This window comes from Amycolatopsis sp. N2S4-7, from assembly GCF_058119595.1.
Map to the genome: position 1 here is coordinate 6,973,228 of NZ_CP172299.1, position 24,806 is coordinate 6,998,033.

At 72.6% G+C, this 24,806-nt stretch carries 30 protein-coding genes; 22 read left to right on the forward strand and 8 right to left on the reverse strand.

The genetic code is table 11. The features are described from left to right. Positions 1-191 precede the first annotated feature (191 nt). The 6 genes from ACH54P_RS33030 (at position 192) to ACH54P_RS33055 (ending at position 7,409) form a co-directional block, all read left to right on the forward strand. Positions 192-1,817, forward strand: coding sequence for a S8 family serine peptidase (locus ACH54P_RS33030; RefSeq protein WP_489907217.1), 1,626 nt, complete (start codon positions 192-194; stop codon positions 1,815-1,817). Then, on the forward strand, positions 1,814-2,389 hold the full coding sequence (locus ACH54P_RS33035) for an RNA polymerase sigma factor (protein ID WP_489907218.1): 576 nt from the start codon (positions 1,814-1,816) through the stop codon (positions 2,387-2,389). The genes ACH54P_RS33030 and ACH54P_RS33035 overlap by 4 nt, the downstream gene beginning before the upstream one ends. Beyond that, positions 2,386-2,871: a hypothetical protein gene (locus ACH54P_RS33040; RefSeq protein WP_489907219.1), complete on the forward strand. Its 486-nt coding sequence runs from the start codon at positions 2,386-2,388 to the stop codon at positions 2,869-2,871. The genes ACH54P_RS33035 and ACH54P_RS33040 overlap by 4 nt, the downstream gene beginning before the upstream one ends. Before the next feature lie 110 nt (positions 2,872-2,981). Beyond that, the gene (locus ACH54P_RS33045; protein ID WP_489907220.1) at positions 2,982-5,528 is read left to right on the forward strand and encodes a CHAT domain-containing protein; all 2,547 of its coding nucleotides are present in this window, start codon (positions 2,982-2,984) and stop codon (positions 5,526-5,528) included. Positions 5,529-5,654: 126 nt separating this feature from the next. Further along, positions 5,655-6,254 (forward strand): DUF4232 domain-containing protein, encoded by a 600-nt coding sequence (locus ACH54P_RS33050; RefSeq protein WP_489907221.1) that lies wholly within the window; start codon positions 5,655-5,657, stop codon positions 6,252-6,254. A 312-nt stretch (positions 6,255-6,566) separates the two neighbouring features. Continuing rightward, positions 6,567-7,409: a maleylpyruvate isomerase N-terminal domain-containing protein gene (locus tag ACH54P_RS33055; protein ID WP_489907222.1), complete on the forward strand. Its 843-nt coding sequence runs from the start codon at positions 6,567-6,569 to the stop codon at positions 7,407-7,409. 6 nt (positions 7,410-7,415) lie between these two features. On the opposite strand, the gene ACH54P_RS33060 is transcribed toward ACH54P_RS33055, so the two are convergent. Together ACH54P_RS33060 and ACH54P_RS33065 are read right to left on the reverse strand one after the other, a co-directional pair. Further along, positions 7,416-8,405 carry a small ribosomal subunit Rsm22 family protein gene (locus tag ACH54P_RS33060; RefSeq protein ID WP_489907223.1) on the reverse strand — a complete coding sequence of 330 codons (990 nt, stop codon included), beginning with the start codon at positions 8,403-8,405 and terminating at the stop codon, positions 7,416-7,418. A gap of 9 nt (positions 8,406-8,414) precedes the next feature. Next, positions 8,415-8,702 carry a hypothetical protein gene (locus tag ACH54P_RS33065; protein WP_489907224.1) on the reverse strand — a complete coding sequence of 96 codons (288 nt, stop codon included), beginning with the start codon at positions 8,700-8,702 and terminating at the stop codon, positions 8,415-8,417. 185 nt (positions 8,703-8,887) lie between these two features. Here ACH54P_RS33065 and ACH54P_RS33070 point away from each other — a divergent pair, with 185 nt between their 5' ends. From ACH54P_RS33070 to ACH54P_RS33085, 4 genes are read left to right on the forward strand one after another with little or no spacing between them, the layout of a single operon-like run. Next, complete coding sequence (locus ACH54P_RS33070) at positions 8,888-9,310, forward strand: YciI family protein (protein ID WP_489907225.1); 423 nt, start codon at positions 8,888-8,890, stop codon at positions 9,308-9,310. Between the two features lie 4 nt (positions 9,311-9,314). Continuing rightward, positions 9,315-9,665 carry a YciI family protein gene (locus ACH54P_RS33075; RefSeq protein ID WP_489907226.1) on the forward strand — a complete coding sequence of 117 codons (351 nt, stop codon included), beginning with the start codon at positions 9,315-9,317 and terminating at the stop codon, positions 9,663-9,665. A gap of 39 nt (positions 9,666-9,704) precedes the next feature. Continuing rightward, positions 9,705-10,970 carry an RNA polymerase sigma factor gene (locus tag ACH54P_RS33080; protein WP_489907227.1) on the forward strand — a complete coding sequence of 422 codons (1,266 nt, stop codon included), beginning with the start codon at positions 9,705-9,707 and terminating at the stop codon, positions 10,968-10,970. 4 nt (positions 10,971-10,974) lie between these two features. Beyond that, positions 10,975-11,748: a hypothetical protein gene (locus ACH54P_RS33085; RefSeq protein ID WP_489907228.1), complete on the forward strand. Its 774-nt coding sequence runs from the start codon at positions 10,975-10,977 to the stop codon at positions 11,746-11,748. Here the strand turns inward: ACH54P_RS33085 and ACH54P_RS33090 are convergent, their stop codons facing one another. Genes ACH54P_RS33090 through ACH54P_RS33100 form a run of 3 tightly spaced genes read right to left on the reverse strand, consistent with a single transcriptional unit; the run spans position 11,749 to position 14,819 of the window. Then, positions 11,749-12,300: an HD domain-containing protein gene (locus tag ACH54P_RS33090; RefSeq protein WP_489907229.1), complete on the reverse strand. Its 552-nt coding sequence runs from the start codon at positions 12,298-12,300 to the stop codon at positions 11,749-11,751. It abuts the gene before it with no gap. Between the two features lie 9 nt (positions 12,301-12,309). Then, on the reverse strand, positions 12,310-13,998 hold the full coding sequence (locus ACH54P_RS33095; RefSeq protein WP_489907230.1) for an L-lactate permease: 1,689 nt from the start codon (positions 13,996-13,998) through the stop codon (positions 12,310-12,312). A gap of 38 nt (positions 13,999-14,036) precedes the next feature. After that, entirely contained in the window at positions 14,037-14,819 is a 783-nt protein-coding gene (locus ACH54P_RS33100; protein WP_093953488.1) for an IclR family transcriptional regulator, read from the reverse strand. A 971-nt stretch (positions 14,820-15,790) separates the two neighbouring features. Here ACH54P_RS33100 and ACH54P_RS33105 point away from each other — a divergent pair. The 12 genes from ACH54P_RS33105 to ACH54P_RS33160 all read left to right on the forward strand — a co-directional run bounded on the left by ACH54P_RS33105 (position 15,791) and on the right by ACH54P_RS33160 (position 23,129). Beyond that, positions 15,791-16,924, forward strand: coding sequence for a Mur ligase family protein (locus ACH54P_RS33105; RefSeq protein WP_489916770.1), 1,134 nt, complete (start codon positions 15,791-15,793; stop codon positions 16,922-16,924). Further along, positions 16,917-17,624 (forward strand): type 1 glutamine amidotransferase, encoded by a 708-nt coding sequence (locus ACH54P_RS33110; RefSeq protein WP_489907231.1) that lies wholly within the window; start codon positions 16,917-16,919, stop codon positions 17,622-17,624. The genes ACH54P_RS33105 and ACH54P_RS33110 overlap by 8 nt, the downstream gene beginning before the upstream one ends. Before the next feature lie 29 nt (positions 17,625-17,653). Next, a complete protein-coding gene (locus ACH54P_RS33115; protein ID WP_489907232.1) occupies positions 17,654-19,042 on the forward strand; it encodes a sensor histidine kinase in 1,389 nt (462 codons plus the stop codon). Next, positions 19,042-19,722, forward strand: coding sequence for a response regulator transcription factor (locus tag ACH54P_RS33120; RefSeq protein ID WP_489907233.1), 681 nt, complete (start codon positions 19,042-19,044; stop codon positions 19,720-19,722). The genes ACH54P_RS33115 and ACH54P_RS33120 overlap by 1 nt, the downstream gene beginning before the upstream one ends. 184 nt (positions 19,723-19,906) lie before the next feature. Beyond that, on the forward strand, positions 19,907-20,236 hold the full coding sequence (locus tag ACH54P_RS33125; RefSeq protein WP_489907234.1) for a gas vesicle protein GvpO: 330 nt from the start codon (positions 19,907-19,909) through the stop codon (positions 20,234-20,236). Positions 20,237-20,243: 7 nt separating this feature from the next. Then, positions 20,244-20,552: a gas vesicle protein gene (locus ACH54P_RS33130; RefSeq protein ID WP_489907235.1), complete on the forward strand. Its 309-nt coding sequence runs from the start codon at positions 20,244-20,246 to the stop codon at positions 20,550-20,552. After that, positions 20,549-21,283: a GvpL/GvpF family gas vesicle protein gene (locus tag ACH54P_RS33135; protein ID WP_489907236.1), complete on the forward strand. Its 735-nt coding sequence runs from the start codon at positions 20,549-20,551 to the stop codon at positions 21,281-21,283. The genes ACH54P_RS33130 and ACH54P_RS33135 overlap by 4 nt, the downstream gene beginning before the upstream one ends. After that, positions 21,276-21,425: a gas vesicle protein GvpJ gene (gene gvpJ / locus ACH54P_RS33140; protein ID WP_489907237.1), complete on the forward strand. Its 150-nt coding sequence runs from the start codon at positions 21,276-21,278 to the stop codon at positions 21,423-21,425. Before ACH54P_RS33135 ends, gvpJ (ACH54P_RS33140) begins: the two co-directional genes overlap by 8 nt. Next, the gene (locus ACH54P_RS33145) at positions 21,422-21,643 is read left to right on the forward strand and encodes a gas vesicle protein K (RefSeq protein WP_489907238.1); all 222 of its coding nucleotides are present in this window, start codon (positions 21,422-21,424) and stop codon (positions 21,641-21,643) included. The genes gvpJ (ACH54P_RS33140) and ACH54P_RS33145 overlap by 4 nt, the downstream gene beginning before the upstream one ends. Continuing rightward, the gene (gene gvpJ / locus ACH54P_RS33150; protein WP_489907239.1) at positions 21,644-21,964 is read left to right on the forward strand and encodes a gas vesicle protein GvpJ; all 321 of its coding nucleotides are present in this window, start codon (positions 21,644-21,646) and stop codon (positions 21,962-21,964) included. Further along, a complete protein-coding gene (locus tag ACH54P_RS33155) occupies positions 21,961-22,521 on the forward strand; it encodes a GvpL/GvpF family gas vesicle protein (RefSeq protein ID WP_489907240.1) in 561 nt (186 codons plus the stop codon). Before gvpJ (ACH54P_RS33150) ends, ACH54P_RS33155 begins: the two co-directional genes overlap by 4 nt. Positions 22,522-22,595: 74 nt before the next feature. Beyond that, a complete protein-coding gene (locus ACH54P_RS33160) occupies positions 22,596-23,129 on the forward strand; it encodes an NHL repeat-containing protein (protein WP_489907241.1) in 534 nt (177 codons plus the stop codon). Here ACH54P_RS33160 and ACH54P_RS33165 read toward each other — a convergent pair. From ACH54P_RS33165 to ACH54P_RS33175, 3 genes are read right to left on the reverse strand one after another with little or no spacing between them, the layout of a single operon-like run. Beyond that, positions 23,126-23,527: a CoA-binding protein gene (locus tag ACH54P_RS33165; RefSeq protein ID WP_489907242.1), complete on the reverse strand. Its 402-nt coding sequence runs from the start codon at positions 23,525-23,527 to the stop codon at positions 23,126-23,128. The genes ACH54P_RS33160 and ACH54P_RS33165 overlap by 4 nt on opposite strands. Before the next feature lie 23 nt (positions 23,528-23,550). Continuing rightward, on the reverse strand, positions 23,551-24,123 hold the full coding sequence (locus ACH54P_RS33170; protein ID WP_489907243.1) for a hypothetical protein: 573 nt from the start codon (positions 24,121-24,123) through the stop codon (positions 23,551-23,553). A 57-nt stretch (positions 24,124-24,180) separates the two neighbouring features. Continuing rightward, the gene (locus ACH54P_RS33175) at positions 24,181-24,684 is read right to left on the reverse strand and encodes a VOC family protein (protein WP_489907244.1); all 504 of its coding nucleotides are present in this window, start codon (positions 24,682-24,684) and stop codon (positions 24,181-24,183) included. Between the last annotated feature and the right edge of the window lie 122 nt (positions 24,685-24,806).

Consider the following 24,806-nt stretch of genomic DNA (forward strand, 5'->3'; position numbering starts at 1 on the left):
TCTCCCCGGCTGTACTCGTGACTTCCGGAGGGCCAAGTGGGTGAGCCGGGCCCGCCAGATACGTCGTCACCCGTTTGCCGTCGTCGTTATGCGTTCGTGATGTCGGTGTCGTATCCCAGTTGCGGTCGCCCGGTCTTTCCCGGGTGACGCGAATGATCAGCCGGGGGCGAGGCAGCAGGAGGGTGGACCCGATGGTCGTCAGGTTCGTGCGGGATGAAACCGCGGAAGTGGCGGCGGAGGACGCGAGCACGCTCAACGAGCTCCCGACCCCGCCCAGACAGTTGCTCGACCGGCACGGCGCGCGCGTGCTCGACCCGGCGACGGCCGTCGCCGTGGCCGGGCAACCGGTCCCGCGCACGACCGTCTACCGGCCGGGCGTGTTCCTCATCCCCCACCGGTTCCTCCGCGACCAGGCGACCCTGGCCGCGATCAACGGCGTGCTCGCCCGCATCGGCATCTACGCCACCCCGGCCGAGCGCGGCGGCGGGACCAAGGAGACGGCGCGCGCCCAGCAGCTCGAGGACCTGCCGGTCCGGGCCCTGCTGCACGTCCGCGACGACTCCGACCCGGTCGTCGTCGACTGCTGGAAGGCGCTTCAACTGCTCCGGGCCGCCGCCGAGCGGCGAGAAATCGATCCGGAGGTCGCCGCGCGCATCTCCGTCGAGCACCTGCTGTTCACCACGCCGGTGTTCGGCGGGGTGCCGTGGGAGACCAGCGGCCTCGGCGGCACGCCGTGGGAGACCAGCGGGTTCGGCGCGGGCAGCTCCTACGGGCGCACGCGCGGCGCCAACCGGATCCCGGTGACGCTGGCCGCGGCCCCGCCGTACCGCAGTGAGAAGCCCGGGCACCGGCGGCCGGTGATCGCCGTGCTGGACACCGGCATCGGCCCGCACCCGTGGTTCAGGCTGCCCGACCGCGGCGGCCCGCCGCCCGCCGGCGCCGGGCTCACCGTCGCGCCGGACATCCAGGCGGCGATCCTGCAGGCCGAGATCGACTCCGGCACGACCCTGCCCACCCAGCTGCTCACCGACTACTGGGACGCGCCGACGACCGGCCAGCCGCTGATCGGCGACGTCGACACCGACACCGGGCACGGCCTGTTCATCGCCGGCATCGTCCGGCAGGTCTGCCCCGAGGCCGACACCCTCGCGATCCGCGTGGTGCACAGCGACGGCGTCGCGTACGAGGGTGACGTCCTGCTCGCGCTGCACCTGCTGGCCGACCGCGTGCGGGACGCGCAGGCGAACGACCGGCCCGAGAACATGGTCGACATCGTCTCGCTGTCGCTGGGCTACTACGAGGAGAACCCGGCCGACATCGCCTACACCGGCCAGTTCGGCGCGGTCGTCGCGGAGCTGACCGGCCTCGGCGTGCTCGTCGTCGCCGCCGCGGGCAACGACGCCACGACCCGCCGCTTCTACCCGGCGGCCTTCGCCGACCAGCCGCCCGCGGGCGGCGCCGGCCCGCAGGTGATCAGCGTCGGCGCGCTCAACCCCGACGTCACCACCAGCAAGGCGTTGTTCTCCAACGAAGGCCCGTGGGTCCGCTGCTGGGCGACCGGCGCCGGCGTCGTCAGCACCTACCCGACCGACGTCCGCGGCACCGCGGCCGCCGACCACGAGGTGCCCGACCACGGCCGCAACTCGTTCGACCCGGACGACTACAGCGCCGGCTTCGCGGTCTGGGACGGGACGTCGTTCGCCGCGCCGCTCGCCGCCGCCGAACTCGGCAAGGCGCTGCTCCAGTCCGGGGACCTGGCCACGGTCGACCGCGACACCGTCGTCAAGCGCGCCTGGACCGCGCTGGGCTCGCTGTGAACGTGGCCAAGACCGACCACGGCCGGGTCGCGGCCCTGTTCGACGCCGCGCGGGACGGCGACCGCGCGGCGCTCGACGAGCTCGTTTCCCTGCTCACGCCACTGCTCTGGCAGGTCGCGCGGGACCAGGGGCTGGACGTCGACCAGGCCGCCGACGTCGTGCAGACGACGTGGCTGCGGCTGCTCGGCTCGTTCGCGGAGATCCGCTCGCCGGTCGCGCTGACCGGCTGGCTGATCACCGTCACCAAGCGGGAGGCCTGGCGGACCGGGGAAAAACGCCAGGTCGAACGGCCGCTGCCGGAGCTCCCGGAGCGGCTGACCGAAGCGTCGCCGGCACCCGAGGAGGGGGTGCTGCGCGACGACCAGCGCGCGCGGTTGTGGCGCGCGGTGGACAACCTGCCCGAACGCTGCCGCAGCCTGCTGCGGATCGTGGCGTTCGTGCACCGGCCGGACTACGCCGAAGTCGGCGCCCGGCTGGGCATGCCGAGGGGGAGTATCGGCCCGACCAGGGGACGCTGCCTCGCGCGCCTGCGCGAGCAGCTACTCGCCAACGGCGAAGGAGATTGGCTGTGACCACCGTCGAACCACCAGGTGCTGACGAGCCCTTGGACGAGCTCGACTTCCGGCTGCTGGCCGGGGTGCGCGAGCTGTGGGAAGACGCCGACCCGATGCCCGCCACGCTGGTGGACCAGATCCGGTTCGCGATCCAGCTGGAGCACGTGGACCTCGAGGTGATGCGGATCCGTGAACAGGAGGGCCTCGCCGTCGCCCGCAGCGCCGCCGAGCAGGGCAGGCTCATCACCTTCGACAGCGAGAGCCTCACCATCATGGTGAACGTGAGCCCCGAAACGGGCGGGACGATCCGCCTGGACGGCTGGCTCACCCCGCCCGCGGAGCACCCGATCGAGGTCCGCACCGCGAACGGGCCGCTGACGACGACGTCCGACGCCGAGGGCCGGTTCGCCGTGAGCGGGGTGCCGCACGGGATGGTGCAGGTCCTGGTCCGGACGCTCGGGCGGTCGAGGACGGTGAGCACACCGGCCATGGAGCTGTGAGGTGAAAACCTGACCGGCCCGCGAGAACTCCCGGACGGCCCCGGCCCGGAGGTACGATCCGGGGCGTCCTTCTCGGCCGAGGGGGACGGCCCCGGTCGGGAGGGCAGCCCGTGGTCGTGTCGCCGAAGGTCGAAGACCGGGTGCGCGACCTGCACCGGCGAGCGGTCGCGGCGACCAACAACGGCCAGCCGGTCGTCGGCGGCCGCCTGATCCGCTCGGCCGCGCGGTTGCTGGGCCTGCCCGCGACCGCGCCGCCGCCGGACTGGCCGGCCTGGCCCGACCTCGCGACGCGCGTGCTCGGCACGTACGCGGCCGTCGAAACGGCGCTGGGCAACAGCGCCCGCGGGCTGGCGTTGCTCGACGAAGCCGACGTCCTCGTGTCCGACGCCGGGCGCGGGATCCTGCGCCAGCAACGCGGTCTCGTGTTCATCCTGATCGGCCGGATGGACGAGGCGCTGGTGTGCTTCGACGAGGCGATCCCGCTGCTGCGGCAGGCCGGCGAGTACGTCGTGCTCGCCAGAACGCTGCTCAACCGCGCGATGCTGCACCAGTACGCCGGGCGCGTCCGGCTCGCGCTCGCCGACCTCGACCAGTGCGAGCAGATCGGCGCCGGGCAGGCGTCGGAAGAGGGCCTGGAACGGATCTTCGCGAAGGCGGCGCACGGCCGCGGCCAGGCGCGGGTGCTGACCGGCGACATCCCGGGCGCCCTGCGCGACTTCGACGCGGCGAGCGGCTTCTACGCCGAGCAGAGCGTCGGGATGCTGCCGGTGCTGGCCGTCGACAAGGCGCGGGCGCTGCTCGCGGCCGGGCTGCCGCAGGAGGCCGCCGCCGAGCTGGACGCGGCGCTGGAGCAGTTCCCGCGGCTGCGGATGAACCAGGAACACGCCGAGGCCGAGCTGACCAGGGCGCTCGCGGCGCTGGCGAGCGGCGAGCCGTCGACCGCGCGGAGCTGGGCCGGGCGCGCCGAGCGCCGGTTTCGCCGCCGGGGCAACGAAACGTGGGCGGCGGTGGCGCAGCTGACCGTGCTGCGCGCGGACTTCGCGGCCGGACGGCGGATCGCCCGCGTCGCCCAGGAGGCGACCGCGCTGGCCGGCCGGCTCACCGGGCTGGGCCTGCGCAACGACGCGGAAATCGCGGCGCTGCTGGCCGCGCGGGCCCGGATCGCGCTGGGTGACCTCGACGGTGCCCGGGCCGGGATCGCCCCGCGCGACCGCCGGACCGCGCCGCTGGAGAACCGCTTGGTGCGGCGGCTCGCGCTGGCCGAGCTCGGTGCCGCGAGCGGCCACCGGCGCATCACCTTCGCCAACGCGCGGGCCGGGTTGACGCAGCTGCAGCGCCACCGCAGCCGGTTCGGCAGCGTCGACCTGCAGACCGGGACGACGTCGCTGGGCAAGGAGCTGGCCGACGCGGGCCTCGCCGCGGCCTTGGCGCAGCGCTCGCCCGGCGTGGTGTTCCGGTGGCTCGACCGGTCGCGCGCCCAGGCGTTCCGGTTCCGGCCGGTGCGCCCGCCCGCGCACCCGCAGACCGTCGACGCCGTCGCCGAGCTGCGGTACCTGTCGATGCAGATCCGGGCCGGCGAGCTGTCCGGGAAGCCGGACGCCCACGCCGTGAAGCGGTGTGCCGCGCTGGAACGGGAGATCCGCGCCAAGGGCTGGCAGGCCGAGGGCACCGACGTCGACCACCCGGAGGCGAAGCTCGGCGAGATCGGCGACGAGCTCGCGGCGACCGGCAGCGCGATGGTGTGCTTCCTCGCCGACCACGGCGCGTTGTGTGCGCAGGTGATCGCGGACCACCGCGTCGCGCTGATCGAGCTCGGCCCGGCCTCGGCCGTGGCGGAGCCGGTCGCCCGCCTGCACAGCGACCTCGACGCGTTGTGCGGGCGGCAGCTGCCGCCGCAGCTGGACCGGGTCATCCGCCGGTCGGTGCGGACGCAGGTCACCGCGTTGGACGCGATCCTGCTGGCGCCGTTGGCTTCCCGGCTCGGCGACCTCGACGTCGTCGTCGTGCCGACCGGTGCGCTGTCGTCGATCCCGTGGGGGCTGCTGCCGACGTTGCGCGGCCGCCCGGTGACGGTCACGCCGTCGTCGTCGGCCTGGCTCGACGCCGGCCACCGCCCTCGCCGGGCCGGCGGCGCACCGCTGCTGGTCGCGGGCTCGGACCTGCGGCACGCGGAGGCCGAGGTTTCGGTGCTGGCACAGCTGTACCCGGACGCGGAGGTGCTGTCCGGGCCGGACGCGACGGTGGCGGCGACCCTCAAGGCGTTCGACGGCTGCCGCCTGGCGCACTTCGCCGCGCACGGCCACCACGAGCAGGAGAACGTCCTGTTTTCGCGGCTCAACCTGGCCGACGGGCCGTTGATGGCCTACGACGTCCAGCAGCTCGCGACGGCGCCGGAGCAGGTGGTGCTGTCCTCGTGCGACGTCGGCCAGGCGGTGGTCCGCGCGGGTGACGAGGTCCTCGGGTTCACGGCGGCGCTGCTCTACGGCGGGAGCCGGACGGTGGTGTCGAGCGTGGCCCGGGTCGACGACCGGACGGCCGGCGGGGTGATGCTCGCGTTCCACCGGGCGCTGTCGGCGGGCACGCCCCCGGCACGGGCGCTGGCGGACGCGGCCCGGGCGGAGCCGTTGATGCCGTTCGTCTGCTTCGGCCGCAGCTGATTCTTTCGACGTCCGGTGCCCGCCGGGGTTGCTTCCGGGTGATCGACCCCATCGCGGCGCATCCCCGAGGGGGTCGTGGGCATCTTCCCTGAACGAGTTCGATCATTCGACGCAGGGAGGAACGTCATGCTCGGGAAGCGCATTTCGGTCGGGGTCACGGCGGTCGCCGGGGCTTTCGCGCTCGCGGCGTGCGGCTCGTCCGGCTCGGTCACGACGCCGCGGCCTGCCTCGGGCGGCTCCGACGCCGCCGCCCCCGCGCCGGCCGCCGTCGCTCCCGCGGCCGCGAAGACCGCCCGCTGCACGACGGCGGACCTCGCGCTCTCCCTGGGCAAGCCGGCCGAGAAGGCCGACGCGCCGGGCCAGTTCGAGATCCCGCTGACGTACCGGAACACCTCGGGCCACACGTGCGGGCTGTACGGCGTGCCGGGCGTCGACCTGATCGGCCCGGACGACGCGACGTTCGGCCCGGTCTACCACCTGCCGCGCGTCGACAACGGCGTGAAGTACAACGAGGTCACCCCGGGCACGACGGCGTCCGCGACCATCACGGTGCTGACCCCGGCGGAGGGCGGCCGGTCCTGGACGCCGTCGAAGCTGAAGACGATCCCGCCGGGGCAGACGCAGGCGCTGACCGCGGACTGGCCGTCGAACCTCCCGGTGCTGCGCCAGGACGCGGCGACCCACCCGGGCAGCTACGTGAACGGCATCCTGGCCGACCCGGCCTGATCCGTCACTCGATCGGGTGAAGCGCGAACCCGCGCGTCATTCCTGGCGCGGGGTCCCCTCTTCCTCGGTGCGGCGGTAACCGGCCGGCACGCCCCCCGACTGGCCGGTTACCGCTGCGAGTTCTCTACCCGCGGTGGCGGCCGGTCGGCCGCCGGCACCGCGTCGATGCCCGCCCGCTGCGCCGGCGTCCGGTCGCGCACGTCAGGTGCGCGGCCCGACGAGCCCAGCCCAGGCCGTCCGGGGCCGGTCGCGCACGATGACCGCAGGTTGGGAGAGCCCGGACCGGCCGTCCGGGAGCTACCGTCGGAAACCATGACGATCCGACCCGCGCAGTGGCAGGCGGTGCGCGCCGCCTTCTCGGCGGCAGGCGACCGGTTCGCGGACGCCGTCGAAAGCGCGCCCGATCCGCACGCGAAGGCCGTCGGCGACTGGTCGGTGGCCGAGACGGCCGCGCACGTCGGCTGGATCGCCCTCGTCTACACCGCGATGGCCAAGGGCGACGGCGGTCCGCTGCCGCTGCCGGAGCTGGACGAGCCGATGGCGTCGGCGAACATCGAGACGGTGTCGGCGATGAACGCCGTCGCGATGACCGCCTACCCCGAGCGCGACCCCCGCCGGCTGGCCGAGCGGCTGCGCGCGGACATCGCGGAAGTGCTGCGGGTGACCCGCGACCACGACCCGGAAAAGCCGATCTGGTGGCTGGGCGGCAGCCGCGTCCCGGTGGCGGGCCTGCTCGCCCACCTGATCAACGAGCTGGAGATCCACGGCCGGGACATCGCCCGCGCGAGCGGCAGGCCGTGGCGGATCGACCCGGCGAACGAGGGGATGTTCCTCGAGCTGTTCTTCGTCGGCATGGTCCGCAACGACGTCGGGCGGCTCCTCGACTACGCGAAGCCCTCGCCCAAGCGCATCGCGGTGGAGTTCCGCTCCGCCTACACGGCACCGGTGGTGATGGTGCTCCAGCACGGCGGCCTGCGGGTGGAGGAACCCGACGGCACGGCCGACGTCCGCCTGACGTTCGACCCGGCGGTGCTGGTGCCGATGATGTTCGGCCGCATTTCCCCGCCGCGAGCGGTGTTCAGCGGCAAGGTCCGCGTCGGCGGCCGCCGCCCGTGGCGGCTGCTGGAGTTCCTCCGCACGGTCCACATGCCCTAGCGCAGGTCACGTGCTCGCCGTCGACCAGCCGTCGCCCCATTCGGCGTCCCGGGCCGCGCGGTAGCGCGGGCCCTGCTTCTTCGAGACGGCGACGCCGGGCTTCAGGCCGTCGTCCGCCGTGCACAGGTCGAGGGCGACCCAGCCCTTGTGCTTCTTCGGGTGCCGGACGATCCGCGCGTCCGGCCGCTCCGGCGTGAACCGCGCCGCGACGACGTAGGCGAACTTCTCGTCCTCGAAGCCGAGCGTGCCCGCCTTCAGCCGCCGGTGCAGCCCGGAGCGCGGGAGCCGCGCGGCGAAGTGGCACCAGTCCTCGCCGGGGACGATCGGGCACGCGGCGTCGTGCGGGCACGGCGCGACGACGTGCAGGCCGAGCTCGATGAGCTGGGCGCGCGCGGCGCGGATCCGCTCGTAACCGGCGGGCGTACCCGGCTCGATCAGCGCGACCGCGCCGGCCTTCGCCGCGAGCCAGCGCACGACGTCCGCGCGGGTGCCTTCCGGCAGCTCACCGAGCACGTAGGACAGCGTGACGAGATCCGCGTCCGGCGACGGCGCGGCCGGGTCGACGAGCCCGCGCCGCCACTCGGCGTCCCGGACCACGGCTCGCCCGGCACCGGCGGCGAGCCGCTTGCCGAGCCCGATCGCCCCGGCGACCTGCTCCAGCACGGTGCACTTCGCGAGCGACGGCCACACGGCCGCGGCCGCCCACACCGCCGCACCGGTGCCCCCACCGACATCGATCTGCGTACGCGGCTCAAAGCCCGGAGCACGCGAAGCGGCTTCGGCGAGTACAGCTTGTACAGCGGCGAAGGTGGCCGGCATCCGGTAGCCGGCGTACGCGGCGACGTCTGCTTCGGAGCTGAGGATCGGTGAAGTCGCCGCGTCACCTTGGCGGTAGCGCGCGCTGAGCCGGTCGACGGACTGCGTCAGCCGGGCCACGGGGTGCCTGGCCAGCTCTTCGTCGAGAGCGGAGGAGAGATCGTCGGGGAGAACCGCCACGACGGCAGATTAGCCGGGACCCGAGCCTGACCAGGGCGGGGCGTCGCGGTTCCTGGTCCAGCGCCACGCGGACGCCGCGCCTCGCCGCAGCACGCGGCCGGCCTGCGCCAGCCGCGACCGGAGCCACGGCCGGTCTTCGGTCGCCCGCCAGATCTTGACCGCGCGCGGGTAGCGCGCCCGCACCCGCCGCAGGGACGTGTCCCAGACCGGGAAGCCGGGTTTGCGTGCCTGGCCGCCTGGGGGCGCCGGAAGCCGGATGATGTACCGCCGCTTCCCCTGCCGCGGGCGCTCGGCCACGTGACCCTCCCCGGTTTGCCGCAGGTCGGCAGCGTGCCGCCACCACGTCCCCCGGTTGTCCGAATCGTCCCTGCGGAGCGACCCTGAGCTGCTAGTTTTCCGGCGCGAAAAGTTCTTCGCGGCGGCTGTCGATCCGGGGCGTGGCCGTTCGACGCGTAGGCAGGACCGAACGAGAGGAGACCGCGATGCGGTTCATGGTGATCGTCAAGACGAACGAGGCCACCGACGCCAAGGCGCCCAGTGCGGAGCTGCTGGCCGAGATGGGGAAGTTCAACGAAGAAATGGTCAAGGCCGGCATCATGCTGGCCGGCGAAGGCCTCGCGCCCAGCGCGGAAGGGGCCCGGATCGTCTTCGACGGCAAGGAGGCCCCCAAGGTCGTCGACGGTCCCTTCACCGAGTCGAAGGAGCTGGTCGGCGGGTTCTGGATCCTCCAGTGCCGTGACCGCGACGAGGTCATCGAGTGGATCAAGCGGATGCCGAACCCCGAAGGCGAGCACGGCGAGGTCGAGATCCGGCGCGTCGCGGAGGCGTCCGACTTCGAGAACATGACGCCCGAGGTCGCCGAGCTGGAGAGCCGGCTGCGCGCGCAGAGCGACGGGAAGGCGTGAGCCGATGCGGTTCATGGTGATCGTCAAGGCCAACGCCGAATCCGAGGCTCCCGGGTTCCAGCCCAGTGCCGCGGACCTGACCGCGATGACGAAGTTCAACGAGGAGCTGGCCGCCGAAGGCCGGCTCGTGCTCGCCGAGGGACTGACGTCGAGCGCGGAAGGCGTGCGGGTCGTGTTCGAGGGCGACTCGGAACCGAAGGTCATCGACGGCCCGTTCGCGGAGACGAAGGAGCTGATCGCCGGGTTCTGGGTGCTCAACGGCGAATCCCTCGCGGACGTCGTCGAGGTGATGAAGCGGATGCCGTGCTCGGAGGAGCCGATCGGCGTGCTGGAGATTCGCCGGATCGGCGAGTAGTGGGTTGCACCGCGCCGGAACACCCTGTCTGATGGCCGGGTGACGGTTGCGGACACCCGGAGCACGGTAGAGGCGGTCTGGCGGATCGAGTCGCCGCGGCTCATCGCGGGCCTGGCCCGGATGGCCCGCGGCGATGTCGGCCTGGCCGAGGAGCTGGCACAGGACGCGCTGGTCGCGGCGCTGGAGCAGTGGCCGGAGTCCGGCGTGCCACGCAACCCCGGCGCGTGGCTGATGACCATCGCCAAGCGCCGCGCCGTCGACCAGTTCCGCCGCAACGAGCGGTACGCGGAGAAGCTCGAAGAGGTCGGCCGCGATCAGCAGCTCGGCGAAGGCGTGCTGCCCGACTTCGACGCCGCGCTCGACGACCACATCGAGGACGACGTCCTGCGCCTGTTGTTCGTCGCCTGCCACCCGGTGCTGAACACCCAAGCCCGCGTCGCCCTGACGTTGCGGATGCTCGGCGGCCTGACGACCGACGAGATCGCGCGGGCCTTCCTGGTCCGCGAGACGACGATCGCGCAGCGGATCGTCCGCGCGAAGAAGGCACTGGCCGCGGCGAAGGTCCCGTTCGAGGTACCGGAGGGCGACGAGCGCGTCGCCCGGCTGTCGTCCGTGCTCGAGGTCATCTACCTGGTCTTCAACGAGGGCTATTCGGCCACCCGCGGCGACGACTGGATGAGACCGGCACTCTGCGACGAGGCGATGCGGCTCGGCCGCGTGCTCGCCGCGCTGATGCCGGGCGAGTCGGAGATCCACGGCCTGGTCGCGCTGATGGAGCTGCAGGCGTCCCGGTCGAAGGCCCGCATCGGCCCGAACGGCGAGCCGGTGCTGCTGCTCGACCAGGACCGTTCCCGCTGGGACCGCCTGCTGATCCAGCACGGCCTCGCGGCGCTCGCCCTGTCGGAGCAGATCGCCGAAGGCGCGTACGGCCCATACTCGGCCCAGGCGGCGATCGCGGCTTGCCACGCCCGCGCCCGGACGGCATCGGAGACGGATTGGGAGCGCATCGCGGCGCTGTACGAGGGTCTCGGCAAGCTCCAGCCGTCCCCGGTGATCGAGCTGAACCGCGGAGTCGCGGTGGCGATGGCGTACGGGCCGGAAGCGGGCCTGGCGGTGGTGGACGCGGTCGCCGAGGAGCCGGCGCTGAAGGACTACCACCTGCTCCCGAGCGTCCGGGGTGATCTGCTGCAGAAGCTGGGGCGGCTGGAGGAGGCGGAGCGCGAGTTCCGCCGCGCGGCGGAGATGACGGAGAACGCCCGCGAGCGCGCCCTGTTGCTGGACCGAGCCACGGCGGTGGGTCGCTAGCGCCGTGCTCGCCTCGCTGCTGCCCGGGTTCCGCGACGTCCGCAGCGCCCTGGTGGCGGGCTACATGTGGTTCTGCGCCGGCTGGCTCCTGGTCGGCCACTACCACCCGCCGTCGGCCGACCTGCTCGGGAAACCGGTGCTCGAGCTGCTGGAGCTCTTCGGCACCGGCGGCCGGCTGGCCGCGATCAGCGTGCTGTGCCTGCTGATCGGTGAAGTCACGAGCAGCGTCGTGCAGGCCTTCTTCTACCGGGTGTGCCTCGCCTACCTGCGGCGGCTGAGCGCGGGCGACCTCGACCACCGGCCAGGCGGGCCTCTGTCGGTCTTCCGCCCGGTCAGCGGCCGGGCGATCACGCGGGTGCGCAGCCGGGTTCGCAGCGACTACCGGAAGGATCAAGAGAGCACGGCGTCCGATGCCACGCCGAGAAGCGACGACCCGCACGAGGTCGATCGGCTCACGATCGCGACCCTGGGCGAAGTGCTGCACATGGCGCCGCGCTTGATCGTCGCGAAACCCGAGTTGCACGCCGAATTCAGCCGGATCAAGGCGGAAAGCGAGTTTCGCGATGCGATCCTGCTCCCGCTGCCGGTCCTGGCGGTGGCGGTGTGCGTCAACCTGGCGGCGCCGGCGTGGCTCGAAGCCGTGGTCCTGATCTCGGTCGGCGTCGCCGATGTCTACCTGTTCGCCCAGGCCCGCAAGCTGTTCCGGGAGGCACACAGCCTGATCGGCCACAGCGTCGCGGACGGGACGATCACATCGGCGGCGATGGGCGATCGGTAGTCAGCGCTCCCGCCACGAGAGCGGCGACAGCGTCAAAGCCGCCTCCGCGATCTTCCTCGCCGTCTCCGTGGTCAGGCCCTTCCGCGCCGACTCGATCCACTCGTCCACGGGCCGCACGCCGATGTCCCGGTACTCCAAAGCCTGCAGCAGCATCTCCAGCTTGTCGGCATCCTTCGCGCACAACGCCTCGGCCGACGAGCGCGTCTCGTACTCGTCGACGGCCTCGCGCACCAAGTCACGCGAACGTGGCGGCAGGCCCGAAGTCTGGTCGGCCGTGATCTGCCGCGGCTCCGGCTTGCGGAGGTACTCCACCGCCGTCAGCGGCAGGTCGCCCGTGCGCGTCTCCTGCGTGTCGTGCCACAGCGCGAGGAACGCCGCGCGCTCCGGCGAAGCGCCCTCCTCCGCCGCGATCAGCGCCGCCAGCTGGGCCGCCCGCAGGCTGTGCTCGCCGACCGACTCCGGGTCGCGGACGCCCGCGTGCCACCACCCCGACCGCCGGATCCTCTTCAGGAGTCCCAGTTCGTACCCGAAGGAGGCCAAGGATGCGCTCATGCCCCCAGCCTAGGGCGACGGGATCATCGCCGTCAGGATCGTCGCCTGGAGCAGGGAAATCACGCCGACCACCGCGGTCAGCAGCAACGACCAGAGGAACGTCTGCCGCAGCAGCGAGCCCTCCTTGCCGCTCTGCCCGATCGCCGTCGCGCCGATCGACAGGTTCTGCGGCGAGATCATCTTGCCCATCACGCCGCCCGACGTGTTCGTCGCGCCGGCCAGGATCGGGTTCAGGTTCAGCTGCTGCGCCGAAATCACCTGCATCGGGCCGAACAGGCTGTTCGTCGACGCGTCCGAGCCCGTCAAGAACACACCCAGCCAGCCGATGTACGCCGAGAACAGCGGGAAGACCACGCCGGTTGTCGCCAGGGCCAGGCCCAGCGTCTGCGTCGCGCCGGAGTAGTTCATGACGAACGCGATCGCCAGGATCATGAAGATCGTCGCGAGCGCCCAGCGCATCTGGAACAGCGTCTTGCGGTAGGTCGCCACCAGCAGACCCGGCCGCGCGCCCATCGCGAACCCGGCGATCACCGCCGCGGCCAGCGCGACCGTGCCCGGCGAGAACAGGAAGTCGACGGTGAACGTCGCCGCGTACGGCGCGTTCTTCGCCGTGATCGGCGGGTGCTGCACGACGTGGTTGTGCAGCCCCGGCCACGCGAACACCCAGTCCGCCTTGTGCAGCAGCTTCGTCAGGTCGAGCCAGGTGGGCAGGTTCTTGAAGATCGTCCCGATCCGCGTCAGGAAGATCGCCAGGATCAGGATGATGTAGGGCATCCACGCGTACAGCGCGCCACGCTCGGCCTGGGCGGCGCCGAGGCTCTTGGCCGCGGGGGCTTCCTCGCCGTCGAAGCGCCACACCGTCGCGGGCTGCCAGAACCGGGTCAGGACCCACAGCGCGGCCATCGCGGTCAGCGCGGCGAGGACGTCGACCAGGCTGGCGCTGATGTAGTTCGACGCGACGAACTGCATGGCCGCGAACGCGAGCCCGGCGGTCAGCACCGCCGGCCACACCTCGAGCATGCGCTTCCAGCCCGCCAGGACGACGACCAGGAACGCCGGGATGATCAGCGCCAGCACCGGCACCTGACGGCCGACCGCCGCCGAGAACAGCTCGGTCGCCTGGTCCTGCTTGAGGTGCATGATCGGCGCGGTCAGCCGGCCGAGCACGATCAGCGGGTTGCCCAGCCCGCCGAACGCCACCGGCGCGGTGTTCGCCAGCAGCGCCAGCACGACGGCCTTCACCGGCGGGAACCCGAGCGCGGCCATCATCGCCGCGGTGATCGCGATCGGCGACCCGCCGCCCGCGACGCCTTCGAGCAGCGCGCCGAAGCTGAACGCGATGAGCAGCGCCTGCAGCCGCCGGTCCTCGCTGAAGCCGGCGAGCACGCGCTTGATCGCGTCGAACCGGCCGGTGGCGACCGTGACGTTGTGGAAGTACACGGCGTGGAACGCGATCCACGCCACCGACCACACGCCGAAGACCACGCCCATCGCCGCGGAGTCGAACGCCAGCGCGGCGGGCATCCGGTACAGCAGCAGGGCCACGCCCAGCGCTGTGACCAGCGCGAGTGCCGCCGAAAGGTGCGCGGACAAGCGGATCACGCCGAGCGAAACCAGCAGCACGACGATCGGGAGCGCGGCGAGCAGCGCGGAGACCCACAGCCCGCCCGCCGGCTGGTAGTCCTGGATCCAGGTCACGGTCGGCTCCTTTGCCGGGTTGGTTCGGGGAGGCGTGCTCAGGCGGGGCGGCCCCGGACGTACCCGAGCCGCAGGGAGAGCGCGGCGGCGGTGCCGGCCACGGAGGCCCCGAGCTCGTCGAGGCGGCGCAGCACCCGCGGCGCCGGCCCGGCGATGCTGATGGCGGCGATCGGCCGTCCCGAGTGGTCCCGGACGGCGGCGGCGACGCACCCGACGTCCGGCTCGTTCTCGACCTCGTCGATCGCCCAGCCGCGGCGGCTGGTCTTCGCGAGCTCGTCGAGCAGCCGGTGCGGATCGCTGATCGTCTTGAGGGTCAAGGGATCCAGCTTCATCCGCCGGACGCGCTCGGCGCGGTCGGCCTCCGGCAGCGCGGCGAGCCAGGCCTTCCCGAGCGAGGTGGCGTGCTGCGGCCGCCGCGTGCCGAGCCGGCAGGCGAGGGTGACGGCGCTGGCGCTGCGTTCGGTGGCGACGTAGACCATGGTGTCGTTGTCCGGCACGGCGAGGTAGGTGGTTTCCCCCGAGCGTTCGGCGAGCGACGCGAGATACCGCGGCGCGCACCGGTGCAGATCGGTCGCCGCCATCGCCCGCGCCCCGAGCTCGACCAGTCGAGTGCCGAGCCTGACCCGCCCGGTGACCTGGTCGGCTTCGAGGTACTCGAGGTTCTTCAGGGTGCCGACGATGCGGTAGGCGGCGCTGCGGGAAAGCCCCAGTTGCCGCGCGATCGCATTGGTGGAAATCTCCTGGTGCCGACCCACGTGCTCAAGCACCGCGAGCCCACGTTCGAGAGTCCCGCTCTGTTCCAGTCCGCGCTCCGGCCCCACGTTGCCCTCCGTTGGACGTCCCGGTTTCCCGCTCAGCGGTACGCCTTTCCGCTGGTTGGGGTTGGACGGTAACACCTCCGATGTATCTGCGGAAGATCTTGGAATAAGTCGGAACAATGCGAGTAGTTGTGGATGCTAATTGGTACAACCTCCGATGGTTAAGTTTCCTACCTATGGCGGTTGCGCGGTCTTGATCAGCCACGTTCGACAAGTTCGACGAGCGTGGTGTTCATATCCGTGAATGGGTCGGCGGATTTGGCCCGGTTGTCCACACAGGCGCGGCGATGTGGACAAACCGGCCTCGCGGCGGCCTTTTCCGTCCTTTGGACGGGGGGTGCCGATAGACTGGGTGCGGGGCCGGACCCCCGGAGAGGGCGGGGGCTGCTTGTCGCGGGGGGTGCTTGTCGCGGGGGCTGCTTGTCGCGGGGGCTGCTTGTCGCGGGGGCTGCTTGTCGCGGGGGCTGCTTGTCGCGGGGGCTGCTTGTCGCGGGGGCTGCTTGTCGCGGGGGCTGCGGTCCCGTCCCGTACGGCTCTGCGAGGTCAAGGAGAACGTCACCGCGTACGGCCGCTTTACGCCGCCCTCGTGGTGTCCGCGCTGTTCTCCCCGTACCGATCGGCCTCGGTTGTGTCGTCCGGCTGGGTACGCGAGTTGTCCGCCTAGGTACGCGAGCCGTCCGGCTGGGTACGCGTGGCGGCCGCACCGGTACGCAGATCGCGGCCGCAGGGCTTGGCGCGAGCCGGGCGGCCTGAACGACTCGAGAAGCCCAGCCGGCAGAGGGTCACCAAACGACCAAGCCGCCCAAACCGCCCATCCCCGCGAGACCCCAGTCACGGACTCAGGAAACTCACAGCGCCCACCAGGCACCGTCTGCGCCGTGACCGCCCACAGCCCTCTCCGCACTCGCGCCTCGGTAGCCGCCGGGCGGGTGACCGCCTGGCTCTCCCGCAGCTCCGGGCTCGGCCGTGGTGGCATGATCGGCGGCCGCGTCGCCCTCGCGCTCGATCCCCGGGCCCTCAGCCGTCTCGGGCGGGAACGGACCGTTGTCCTCGTCACCGGGACCAACGGCAAGACCACGACGTCGCTCATGCTCACCCGTGCCCTGGAAGCGCTTGCCGAGGTCGCTGCCAACAGCGATGGCGCCAACATGCCCGACGGGGTCCTCGCCGCGCTGACCGCCCGGCCCGAGGCGCCCTACGCGGTGCTCGAAGTCGATGAAACTTACGTCCCGTTCGTGGCCGGGCAGCTGCGGCCCGCGGTGCTCGTGCTGCTCAACCTCAGCCGTGACCAGCTCGACCGCGTCGGGGAGGTGCGCGCGACGGAACGCGAACTCCGCAAGGCGATCGCCGCGCACCCGGACACCGTCGTCGTTGCCAACTGCGACGACGTGCTCGTCACCTCCGCCGCGAGTGCTGCCGAGAAGCCGGTCTGGGTCAGTGCCGGGCGGCGCTGGGCCGGCGACTCGACCGCCTGCCCGCGCTGCGAAGGCCGCGTCCAAACCCAGGGCAAACACTGGCGCTGCGAGTGCGGGCTCGCCCGGCCCGAGCCCGGTTGGACGCTCGACGGGGACCTTGTTCGCACGCCCGGTGGCCGTCAGGTCGACCTGGACCTGCGGCTGCCCGGTGACGCGAACCGCGCGAACGCCGCACTCGCGCTCGCCGCCGCGCACCGGCTCGGCGTGCCGCCGCACACCGCCGCCGCGCGGCTGCGGACCATCACCGACATCGGTGGCCGCTACCGCACGATCCGCCGCTCGCGCCATTCCGTGCGGCTGATGCTGGCCAAGAACCCGGCCGGCTGGGTGGAAACGCTGCGCGTGCTGGACGAGGACACCCCGGTCGTCGTCGCGGTCAACGCCCAGGAGGCCGACGGCCGCGACCTGTCCTGGCTCTGGGACGTCCACTTCGAACGGCTGCGCGGGCGCCAGGTCGTCGTCACCGGCGAGCGCGGCGCCGATCTCGCCGTCAGGCTCTGCTACGCCGAAGTCGCGCACTGGGCCGAGCCGGACCCGGTCGCCGCGATCGACGCCCTGCCGCCCGGCGGTGTCGAGCTGGTCGCCAACTACACCGCGTTCCGCGACCTGGTGGGCAGGCTGCCGGGTGGCTGACTCGATCGTCCACATCGGACTTCTGCTGCCGGAGGTCCTCGGCACCTACGGCGACACCGGCAACGCGCAGGTGCTGGCCAAGCGGCTGCAGTGGCGCGGGTTCGACGCCGAGGTGGTGCCGGTCGGGCTCGGCGACGCGGTGCCGTCCACTTTGGACCTCTACCTGCTCGGCGGTGGCGAGGACGGCGCCCAGGCCTTGGCGGCCGCGCACCTGCGGAAGTACCGGCGGGCCCTGACGCCCCAGGCGGTGGTGTTCGGCGTCTGCGCCGGCCTGCAGGTGCTCGGCACGCGTTTCCGCGGCCTCGACGGCGTCGACCACGACGGTCTCGGCCTGCTCGACGTCACCACCGAACCCGGTGACCGGCGGGCGGTCGCCGAGCTGGTCGCGACCGGCCTGCTCGACGGGGAACCCCTGACCGGCTTCGAGAACCACCTCGGCGTCAGCAAACTCGGCACCGGCAGCGAGCCGCTCGGGCGGGTGGTGCGCGGCACCGGCAACGGCGACGGGACCGAAGGCGCGGTGACCGACCACATCATCGGCACCTACTTGCACGGTCCGGCGCTCGCCCGCAACCCCGCGCTGGCCGACCGGATCCTGGCCTGGACGGTGGGGTTCCCGCTGCCGCCGCTCGCCGTCCCCGAGGTCGACCGCCTGCGCGGCGAGCGGCTCACCACCACGCGCCGCCGCCGGACGTCGTGATGCCGGCGGCTCGTGGTTACGCTGCGTTGGTGAAACTGGGCAGGGTGCTCGCCGCGACCGGCGTCCGGATGCGCACGACCGCGGTGGCGGTGTTCGCGCTCGCGCTGGCCATCGCCGCCGCGGGCGTGGTCGTGGTGCTGCTGCTCGAGGAGTCGCTCGACCGCAGCGTCACCGAGAGTGCCCGCAGCACCGGCCGCCAGGTCGCCATCCAGCTCGTCCGCGAAGGCGCGCGCGACCTCAGCGCGAGCGACGTCGCGAGCACCGGCGACACCGAAGCCGTCACCCAGGTGCTCGACGCGCGCGGCCGGCCGATCGCGAGCGACCCGGCGATCGCCGGGCACCCACCGCTGACCACCGCCCGCCCGGCCGTCGGGCACGAGACCATCGAGACCCTCCCGCTCGGGCTCAACGGCGACAGCGACGACTACCGCGTCGTGTCGCAGCAGGTCAACGGGCCGGGCGGGCCGTACACGGTGATCTCCGCGCGCTCGCTGGAGCCGGTGACGGAAGCGTCGACGCGGCTGACGCTGCTGCTCGGCCTGATCGCCATCCCGCTGCTGGCGATCTCGGGGCTCGCGGTCTACCGCGCGGTCGGCTCGGCGCTGCGCCCGGTGGAGCGGATGCGCCGGACCGTCGCCGAGATCTCGACGCACGACCTCGCCGCGCGCGTGCCGCTGCCGCCGGGCGGCGACGAGGTGCACCGCCTGGCCGTGACGCTCAACGAGATGCTGGGCCGGCTCGCGTCCGCCCAGGCGGCGCAACGGCGGTTCGTCGCGGACGCCAGCCACGAACTCCGCTCGCCGCTGTCGACGATCAGCACCGCGCTCGACGTCTCCGGGCGGCACCCGGAAAGCGCCGAGGACCTGGTGCCCGTGATCGCCAGGGAGACCGCGCGGCTGCGCGAGCTCGTCGACGACCTGCTCATGCTGGCCCGCACCGACGACACCACCGACCGGCCGTCGCGCACCGAGGTCGACCTCGACGACATCGTCCGCGCCGAAGCCGAGCGGGTCCGCGGCGAATGCGCGCTGGACGTCGAGGTCCGCGCCGGACCGGCGAAGGTGCGCGGCAGCGAGGCCCAGCTGCGGCGGGCGGTGCGCAACCTCGTCGACAACGCCCGCGGGCACGCGCGGTCGCGCATCCGCGTCAGCAGCGCGGTGCGCGGCGACCTCGCCGTCGTCGAGGTGAGCGACGACGGCCCCGGCGTCGGGGAGGCCGACCGCGACCGGATCTTCGAACGGTTCGTCCGGCTCGACGCGTCGCGCCAGCGCGGGCACGGCGGCACCGGGCTGGGCCTGCCGATCGTGGCCGGCATCGCGGCGCGCCACGGCGGCCGGGCGCGCTACGCCGCGTCCGACGAACCGGGCGCGCGGTTCGTGCTCGAGCTGCCGGTGATCGACCTGCCGAAGGAGGAGTAGTGCGCCTGCTGATCGTGGAGGACGAGCGCGAGTTCGCGGAGACGCTGCGGCGCGGCCTGGTCGCCGAGGGGTTCACCGTCGACGTCGCGCACACCGGCAAGGACGGGCTGTGGCGCGCGGTCGAGCACGAGTACGACGTCGTCGTGCTCGACATCATGCTGCCCGAGCTGTCCGGCTACGAGGTGCTCAAACGCCTGCGGGCGGCGGAGAACTGGACGCCGGTGCTCATGCTCACCGCGAAGGACGGCGAATACGACGAAGCCGACGCGTTCGACCTGGGCGCCGACGACTACCTGTCGAAGCCGTTCTCCTTCGTCGTCCTCATCGCCCGGCTGCGGGCGCTGCTGCGGCGCGGCGCCCCCGCCCGCCCGGCCGTGCTGGAGGCGGGCGACCTGCGGCTCGACCCGTCGGCGCGAACAGTCCACAGAGGACAACAGCGGATCGAGCTCACCGCCAGGGAGTTCGGGCTCCTGGAGTTCCTGCTGCGGCGCCCCGGCACCGCGCTGACGAAGAACGAGATCCTGAACCACGTCTGGGACGCGCACTACGACGGCGACGAGAACGTCGTCGAGGTGTACATCGGCTACCTGCGGCGCAAGATCGACGTGCCGTTCGGCACCCGCACCATCGAGACGGTCCGGGGCGTCGGGTACCGGCTGGTGGACGTTACTCGATCGTGATCTTCTGGGCGGAATCCGGAAATTGGTTCCGCTGGGCGTCCCGCCGTTGCGCCGTTTGCCGCCGCCGGTTGCCGCAGATCGCCCAGTCGTTCCCGCGAACCGGTGAAAAATACCGTACCTCGGCGGCGCTGCGGGCGGTTGTGCCCGTTGCTACGGTGGGCACCCACCCCAGACCAGGAAAGCGATGACAGAATCGCAGAAGCCGCTCCTCGCCCAAAACAACAATACCCCGGACGCCCCCGGGAAATCCGTTTCCCGGCTTCGCGCCGCCGACGCCATTCTGGCGGCGAAGACCCAGTTCGGCGTCGTGACCGGGCTGTCCCCGCACGCCGTGACCGGGGTCAGGACCCGCGCCGACGGCGGCTGGTCCGTGCTCGTCGACGTCGTCGAGCTGGCCCGGATCCCGGACTCCACCAGTGTGATGGCCACCTACCGGGTGGACATCGACGGTGCCGGCGAACTCGGCGCGTGCGAACGCCTGCGGCGGTTCACGCGGGGCGCCACCGATTCCTGAAGGACAGGTGACACGATTGGCCGCTTCGTCCGATTCTTTGGCGGACATTCTGGAACGCGTGCTCGACAAGGGTGTCGTGATAGCCGGCGACATCGGCGTCAGCGTCGTCGACGTCGAATTGCTGACCCTGCGGATCCGGCTGTTCATCGCATCGGCCCAGACCGCCCGTGAAATGGGCATGGACTGGTGGACGAACGATCCGTTCTTCGCGCCGAATGCCGCGCGCGGCGAAGTGGAGAAAGCCGGACTGGCGGCGCGCGTCGCCGAATTGGAAGCTCGGCTGCCCGTGCCGGGCGGGAGGGAAGAACCGCGGTGAGCACCCGCAACTGGCTGTGCGCGTACGCGATCACCCGCAACAGTCCGTCCACTTGGGACCTCGGCCCGGCGCCGCGGCTCATCGGCTACCGCGACCTCGGCGTGGTCGTCGCCGAGGTGACGCCGACGCGCTTCGACCGCCTCGACACGCTGGACCCGGTCGACGGCGAGCTCGCCGAGCTGGCCCGCGAGCACGACGCGGTGGTGCGCGCGGTGTTCCGCCACGAGCCCGTGCTGCCGCTGCGGTTCGGCACGGTCCTCGACGGCGAGGCCGCCGCGCTCCGGCTCCTCGAGGCCGCCTACGACCAGGCACGCGACTGCCTCGACGAGGTCGACGGCCACCGCGAGTGGGGTGTCCGCGTCCGCTACGACGAGCCCGCCGCGACCAGCCGGCCGGACGCCGCCGGCCTGACCGGCACGCAGTACCTCGTCCGCCGCCGCGATCGGCTGAAGGCGATCCAGCAGGCCCGCGAGGACGTCGTCGGCGCCGCCGGACGGCTCGAGGACGCGGTGCGCCGGCACGTCGCCGACCGCATCGGGCGCCCGCGGCCGCACGGCGTGCTGGTGAACACCGCCTACCTGGTCGAAACGGGGCGGGAGGCCGCGTTCCACGCCGAGGTCGAGTGGTTCGCCCGCGAGCTGCGGACGGCCGGCGCGACGGTGGAGACGACCGGGCCGTGGCCGCCGTACTCGTTCACCGACGTCGAGCTCGGGGCGGCGGTCGATGGCTGACGCCGCCGAAGCCGTCGCCGAGCTGCTCGACCGGGTCGTGCACCGCGGGGCCGTCGTGACCGGTGACGTGGTCATCTCGCTGGCCGGCATCGACCTGGTGCGGCTCGACCTGCGGCTGTTGCTGCTCGGGCTCGAAGAATGAGCGAGCCCGTCCGGATCCCCGCCGACGCGGGACGCTCGCTCGGCCACCTGGTCGTCACCGTGCTCGACATCCTCCGCGAAGTGCTCGAACGCCAAGCCCTCCGGCGCCTCGACGCCGGCTCCCTGACCCCCGCCCAGGTCGAAGACCTCGGCCAGGCGCTGATCGCGCTGGAGCTCCGGTTCGCCGAAATCCGCGCGGCCCTCGACGAAAGGATCTAAGTGACCAGACCGGGACAGACCGGTGGCGGCCTCGCCGACACGCTCGACATCCTGCTGGACAAGGGACTCGTGATCGACGCCTCGGTGCGGGTGTCGGTGATCGGGATCGAGCTGCTGGCGATCGAGGCGCGGATCGTCATCGCCAGCGTCGACACCTACATCCGCTACCTCGAAGCGATGCAGCGGCTGCAGAACGCGGCGACGGCGCCCGGGCAGATCTCCCAGGGACTGGGCCAGACCACCGGGCTCATCCCGCCCCCGCCGCCGACCCCCGCGGTGGCCGTGCCGGTCGAACCGGCCGTCCCGGTCGACCAGCCGTGACGCTGCAGCTCTACGGCGTCGTCCGGGCCGGGCACCCGCGGGCGCCGCGGACGGTGTGCTGGGAGGACCTCGCGATGGTCGTCGGCGAGCCCGAGCCGGACCCGGCCGTGCACCTGGCGATGGTGTCCGCGCTCGTCGAGGGCGGTCCGGTGCTGCCGGTCCGGTTCGGCACCGTGGCCGAGGACGAGGAGGCCGTCCGCGCCGAGGTGCTCGCGCCCGCCGCCGACGAGTACCGCGCCGACCTCGACCGGCTCGACGGGCTGGCCGAGGTGCACGTCTGCCTGCGGTTCACCGAACCCGGCTCGCCGTGGCGCTCGGCCCGCTCGGACGGGCTGCTCTCGCAGGTCGCCGAACGGGCCCGCGACTCCGTGGCGCTGCCGGCGGGCGAGTCCGCCGACGAGCGGTGGGCGTTCCTGGTCGGGATGGGCGACCTGCTCGTCGTCCGGGACGCCGTCGCCGGGCTCGCCGTCGGTGACGGCGTGCAGGCCGACTGGATCGGGCCCCTGCCCGCGTACAGCTTCCTGGAGCGGCGGGCCTGCTCCCGCTGGAGCTGGTGAGCGACGGCGGAACAGCTGCTGAACACTCTTTTCGGTACTGGCCGTCACGGCCCGCGGTCGGTGATCCTGGCGGGGTGACCACCAGCGACGTCGCAGAGCTCTCCCGCGCTTTCGGCGGGCCCGGCTCGGGACCGGGCCAGTTCCGCGCGCCGTCCGGGATCGCCGTCGACGCCCGCGGGCGGGTGTGGGTGGCCGACACCGGCAACCACCGCGTGCAGGCGTTCACCCGCGACGGCGATCTCGTGCGCGTCCTCGCCGGACGGCTCAAGGCGCCGGAAGGCGTGGCGGTCGACGCCGCGGGCCACGTCTACGTCGCCGACACCGGCAACCACCGTGTGGTGCAGTACTCGTGGTGGGGCGGGTTCCTGCGCGAATTCGGCGGCCTCGACCACCCGCGCGGGGTCGCGTTGGACCCGGCCGGGCGGCTGCTGGTCGACGACAGCGGGCACGGCCGCGTCAGGCGGTTCGACACCCGCACCGGCGCGGCCCTGTCCGACACGGACGAGGCGATCAGCTCACCGCGGGACACCGCCACCGACGGCGCGGGCGGCGTCTGGGTCGCCGACGCCGTCCACCACCGCATCGTCCACTTCGGACCGGCGGCCTAGTTCTTCGAGATCGCGGCCGTCGCGCGGACCACGGCGGTGCAGCGGTTCTCGACGTACTCGAGGCCGCCCTCCTCGGCGATCCGGCGCGCTTCGGCCGACACGATGCCCTGCTGCAGCCACAGCGCCTTGGCGCCGATCTCGACCGCGTCCCGGGCGATGCCCGGCGCCTCGGGGGACGGCCGGAAGACGTCGACGAGGTCGACCGGCTCCGGGATGTCCTTGAGCGACCGGTAGACCTTCTCGCCGAGCAGCTCGGTCGCGGTCGGGTGCACCGGGATGATCCGGAAACCGTGCGCCTGCAGCACCGCCGGGACGCCGTGGGCGGCCTTGGCCGGGTCCCGGCTCAGGCCGACGACGGCGATGGTCTTCGCGCCCTCGAGGATCTCCTCTGCGTTCATACCGGTGGAACGCGCGGCGGGCGTCAAAGCTTCCAGAGCCGCAGGCCACGGACGCGGTAGACGGGCCAGATCACATGCCACGGCTTGCGCCGGGCGAAGGTGGCGGCGCAGGTCAGGATGTTGCGGGCGGACGTCGTCGCCACCTCGTGGCGGTCCTCCCAGGCTTCGCCGCGTGCGCCGACGGCGATGCGGAACACCGTCAGCAGGCCGCGGCCCTGGAGGTCGTACTTCGCGCCGGTGTCCCCGGAGGCAGGCGCGAGTGCGGCGATCTCGGCCCCGAAGGCGCGGGCCGCCTGCGGCGCGGCTTCCACCGGGACCGCGCCGACACTGCGCGTGATCGCCTTGCCGTGCAGGCGCCGCGCGTACCGGGCGAGCAGGAGGCGTTCCCACAGCGGCAGCAGACGCCGGTGCGCCAGCAGCGCCGCGCACTCGCCGTGCCCGATCGCGAAGATGCTCGCCAGGTCGTCGTAACTGCCGTTCGCCGCGGGCTCGTTCAGGTGCAGCCGCACCTCGAAGCGCGTGCGCGCGGTGAGTTCGTCGAGCAGCTCGCGGTGATCGAGCCGCGCCTTCGCGCGGGAGAGCGACCAGTCGGACATCGGACCTCCAGACGTCGCGCACAGGCTATGCGGCGCACGACGCCCGGCACAGGAGTTTCAGCCGATCTTCTCGCCGTACATCTCGCCCAGCGGGTCGGAGATCAGTTCGATGCGCGCGCCGTCGGGGTCGGCCAGGTAGATGGACGTCCGGCTTTCCAGCAGGTACTGGACGCCGGCTTCGTCGAGCTTGTCCTTGATGGCGCTCCACCGCTCGGGTGCGACGGACAGGGCCAGGTGGTGCAGTCCACCGAGGACCTCCGCGTACGGGCCGAGGTCCAGGCCGGGCAGGTCGAAGAACGCGACGGCGTTGCCGTTGCCGACGTCGAAGAAGAAGTGACTGGAACCCGGGTAGTCGCGGTTCTCGATCAGTTCGGTCAGCGGGAAGCCGAGGAGGTCCTGGTAGAACCCGATGGTCCGCTCGACGTCGCTGGAGATCAGCGCGGTGTGGTGGATGCCGCGCCCGTTCGTCGCCGGTCGGTCGGCGGCCGGGTGCAGGTGGCGCTCGCGCAGCTCGTCGCGGATTTCGGCGAGCTTGGTGACCTCGGCCTGGGTGGGTGCCATGTCCCTCACGTCCCTTCCTGGTGGTACCCGGAACGCTACGCCTCATTTATCTCGCGCGCAAGAGGTTGTCTGGCGAGAGTTCCGCTGGGTGGAACACGCGGCCTTGTGTGCGGGGTGCCGGC